This is a genomic window from Lutispora sp. (genome assembly GCF_041687175.1).
Classification (GTDB): domain Bacteria; phylum Bacillota; class Clostridia; order Lutisporales; family Lutisporaceae; genus Lutispora.
Genome location: NZ_JAWLCK010000184.1, coordinates 1 through 4045, shown reverse-complemented (window position 1 = coordinate 4045; position 4045 = coordinate 1). Strand labels below are relative to the sequence as shown.

Here is a 4045-nt window from a genome sequence, read left to right as displayed (position 1 = left end):
AAAACTTTAGTTTACACGAGTTTTTGCTTTTTTTCTATCCACTATGTTATTTGACGTTTACGTTTTATTGTGTTAAAATACGTTTCTAAGCCAGAAAAAAAGATCCCATCTTTGGACCCTTACTTGGTTCTATTCAAATTTAATTACTGTTATGCACTCATGTCCTAGTTGTTTCAAAGCAATTTGACCCATCGGCACTGAATACTATTATTCTTTAAAGTATTTTGCGGTATAGATTAAATCTATTAACTTTCTGCTAGGTTCTACGCGGCGATGCAGATCATACGTTTTTCTCTGTCTTCATTGTACAAATCCATAGCTTAGACACGGTTCCAACCGACTTTGTTTGCAGGCATAGAAGTAAAATGAAAGTCATTAAGACACCCATCAGCTATTTCAAAATATCTTTCCAATATAATTCGGAATATTTGTCGTAGACATCATAGACTTTCACTCCTGCTTGCCGTACACTACAAACAACCGGAAAAATACCTTCAAATACAATACAATTTTCAGGCTATACTTCCATCTTTTTAGCCGCATAGAGAAAAAGGTCCGGAAATTCATTTCCTCGTGTTACATCCTCCGATGAACACAGGACATCAAAAAGATTAAGTATCCTGTTGTTCCGCAAAGCGGGAATATAAAGAATAGGAGGAAGATTTGTGACTACAGCAATCTTGGTGCCATGTACCTTTAACTGTCGCAAATACCCTTCGGTATACTGCTTCATCCGTACAGTATGACTGTAATTATATAGATCCGTGCATTCCATTCACTAATGATTGCAGTCAGTTCTTCCGAAAGCCCGAACAACTTAATGGTATATTCAGCCCATATACAAAATACTAAATAATACCAAGATCAATTAATAATTACCAATCTACTTGCCTACAACTTATGTTATTACAACAACATACTTATAAATCAAGATTTTTAAGTTTCAAGAATTAATCACTTAATATTTGTAAGGTAATTCAAACATTGGATTGTTACAGGATACAAAATTTTTGAAATACCATAATATTTCCGAACATAATAAATTATCAGCTAACACAACAAGTTAATTTAAACAATTCTCAAGCTTGGCGTATTTTTTATTGTCACTAAATAAGTATCTTTAAAAATTGATAAACTCTCCATAGCTTTCTATTTGAAACACCATTTCCTACCCCGACTCTATGACGTTTGACTGCAAGTTATGGAGGGCTTTAAGAACTGCATTATAAAGTTCACTGCGTTTTCAAATTTATCGTCATCATTCATGTTTGTATAAGTCATTCCTAAATTCTTTCCATTATTTTTCTAAATATATCCGATAAAATTTAGTATTCCCTTGATTCATTCTTGTAACATAATTCATGGCTTATCCCATTTGGCTTATCTCCCGACCAAAGTAATGTTATTCTAGTACCACAACATAGTCTCGCCACCCTTCTTTTCGTTTTCCAAAAAGTGCAATATGCTGTCAATACTTTTATTTGATACCCAACTGGGAAATCTATTTTTTAATGCACAAACTGATAATTTATATCTGTGGTCTATGTTAAATTGTTTAAAAAAACATTCTTTAAAGCTGTTGCATGTTTTCAGCTCTATTCGCCTGTTGTCATACAGCCTTAGGGAGAATGAATCCAGAGGTACTGACAGCCCCTTGCCCCATGCCTTGATATAACTCTCCTTCAATGTCCATATATCATAAAAATATGAGTGCTGCTCGTCTATCGGCTTCGAATGTATATCCAGAACCTCTTGCCGAGAAAAAAAACGGTCGGCTAAGCTAAGATCTACATGCTGTATTTGCTCAATATCAATCCCGATTGGTTTATCATCAACAGCACATACGACCCACTCACCGGAGTGGGATATGTTAAAATAAAAATCGGGGAACCCTTTGACAAATGGCTTCCCATATTCATTCGTGCTAAACTGTATTTCGCAATTATCAATTCCGAGTCGTCTCATAGCTATCACTCTTACCAATACTGCCGCAGCAAGTGCCCTTTGTGAATCTTCAATCTTATGGAAGGTTTTAATTGATACTTGTTTGTCTTTATCCACATATTGCATTAGATGCTTAAATTTCTGGCTATCGATTTTCCCATCAATTTTTATTGAATATATCTCAATCATGTCTCAGTTTTCCTCACAGTAATTAGTCAAATACTGCTATTCAATCCAGTATTACTCCTAGCCTTCTATAAAATTTCTCCATCATTTCTATGCTGTATTTTACTATATACACCTTTACTATAAATATATCGAAATACTTATAAAACCTTTTTAAAATTGCATTTTTACTTGTTCGGAATTTCCTTACTAATGCACGGTCAACTCTAAACTAAGTGGTCGAGAAAGCTCCAAAAAAGTACCTTCGTCTGCTCGGAGTACCCCATATAGAGGGTTCAAAAGCTTAGCAAAGTCATATATATTATGCGTATTTTGATTTTTCGAGTTTTTCGGAGGTCTCGCCGGCACTAAACCAAACAGGTGCAATTTATAATATACTACATAGTAAATCAATGATAAAAGTAATTCCCAGAAATTGCTTTTATAAATCAAGCTTCTTCATAAAGCATTAGAATATTAAAACATATAGAAGAATTGATATTATGAGTAGTAAAAAGCTTGAAATAAACAGAAAATACTATAGCCACACAGAAACAGAACTCGAGATGTTTATAATAATTGCAAAGATTCAGCCATGCAGCTTATACTGTTTGCTGTCCTTAAAGTGTGGAAGTTATACTTCTATCTATATTGCATAATTTCGATTTTTAGTTCAGTTAAAATAACCGGAAAAAATATCATCCGTTTTATATGCTAAAGAATTTTCTTAGTCCTACCGAATCATACAAGCCTGTTTCTAAATTTTCGCATTGTAAAATACTTTTGACTAACTCCCTTAACCCTTAATTTATTGCCTGCTTACATTTCTCACATTAACGATTTTGGCTTCCACAATAGCCGTCTGCGTCTTTAGGACTCGGAAGGATTCCATGTTAAGATCTATATTTCCATTGGCTAGGAATCCATATGTCGTTTCTATACCTGGAACGGAAATAGTCAATAAAATATCATACCGTTCTGGCTTCTCAGCGATAACCATGGCTCCATCTGCTTTAGTAACTAAACTCGTTGCATGCATTACTTTCTTATCAATTATTTTTCCCATATAGCTGTTTGTTTTTACATCATATACTTTTGTTTTGATTTCTATACCTTCAATGGATTGCTTATCCTTTAAAAGAACCTCATACTCAATAGTATCATAATATTTTGCTGTCAAATGTTTAGAATCCAACATAAAAACCTTATAATAAGCTCCAAGAAAAAGCCCTATAATCACAAGAAGAGCACAAATGTCAATTATGCTAATCTTTCCAAATATCCTACCTTTCTTGTCCATCAACATACTGGTCCCCCTTTTGCTGGTACAAACTAACTTTCAATACGAAACTGACATTAGCATAACCTTTCCCCTTAATAGAAAGTTGCTTACCTACCCGAATATCTGTGCCATCCACTAATATATCCGTCGGGGTTATATTCGCATCGGCTTCTACTGTTATTTTAACATCATACAGATCTGGTATTTCTACTTTAACGTATTTACCTTGCACCATATCCATATTGATAGCAGATGCTGAATATACTATTTTGTTTACTACGATGCCCAGGTTATTACCTCTTACACTATCCCTAATTGGTTCACCTGTATTGATAGCATTGACAAAATTCTTGCTAACATTTTTTACCTCAATATCATACAGTACCTTGCTAATATGCGCTGCATCCTTGGTATTCTTGGTAAAAAGCATAGCATACATACCCCCTAAGAGCACAGTAACTACCAAAACAATAAATAAATCAATAATGTTTATTTTCCCAAATAATCGCCCTTTATCATCCACAAAAACCATACTATACCTCCCTCTTTACTAAGGTTTGTGTTAACTTGTTTTGATTTTAATAGACTTTAAAATTAGATTTATCAAGGGTTTCAAGTTTTTTTGCAAATTAAAAACAATGACCCCCTCTTTTC

4 protein-coding genes are annotated in these 4045 nt (G+C 33.9%); all 4 read right to left on the bottom strand.

Annotation, left to right across the window (positions count from 1 at the left end; translation table 11 throughout):
• Window positions 1-517: 517 nt before the first annotated feature.
• The 4 genes from ACESM9_RS14865 to ACESM9_RS14850 all read right to left on the bottom strand — a co-directional run bounded on the left by ACESM9_RS14865 (window position 518) and on the right by ACESM9_RS14850 (window position 3923).
• Window positions 518-775 carry an HAD hydrolase-like protein gene (locus ACESM9_RS14865; RefSeq protein WP_373000471.1) on the bottom strand — a complete coding sequence of 86 codons (258 nt, stop codon included), beginning with the start codon at window positions 773-775 and terminating at the stop codon, window positions 518-520.
• 632 nt (window positions 776-1407) lie between these two features.
• Window positions 1408-2133: a 4'-phosphopantetheinyl transferase family protein gene (locus tag ACESM9_RS14860; protein ID WP_373000468.1), complete on the bottom strand. Its 726-nt coding sequence runs from the start codon at window positions 2131-2133 to the stop codon at window positions 1408-1410.
• Between the two features lie 784 nt (window positions 2134-2917).
• Window positions 2918-3409, bottom strand: coding sequence for a DUF4330 domain-containing protein (locus ACESM9_RS14855; protein ID WP_373000464.1), 492 nt, complete (start codon window positions 3407-3409; stop codon window positions 2918-2920).
• Entirely contained in the window at window positions 3393-3923 is a 531-nt protein-coding gene (locus ACESM9_RS14850) for a DUF4330 domain-containing protein (protein WP_373000461.1), read from the bottom strand. The genes ACESM9_RS14855 and ACESM9_RS14850 overlap by 17 nt, the downstream gene beginning before the upstream one ends.
• Window positions 3924-4045: the final 122 nt, after the last annotated feature.

Coding starts and splice junctions, on each gene's coding strand:
- ACESM9_RS14850 (WP_373000461.1), bottom strand. CDS start 3,923: ATGGTTTTTGTGGATGATAAAGGGCGATTATTTGGGAAAATAAACATT.
- ACESM9_RS14865 (WP_373000471.1), bottom strand. CDS start 775: ATGGAATGCACGGATCTATATAATTACAGTCATACTGTACGGATGAAG.
- ACESM9_RS14860 (WP_373000468.1), bottom strand. CDS start 2,133: ATGATTGAGATATATTCAATAAAAATTGATGGGAAAATCGATAGCCAG.
- ACESM9_RS14855 (WP_373000464.1), bottom strand. CDS start 3,409: ATGGACAAGAAAGGTAGGATATTTGGAAAGATTAGCATAATTGACATT.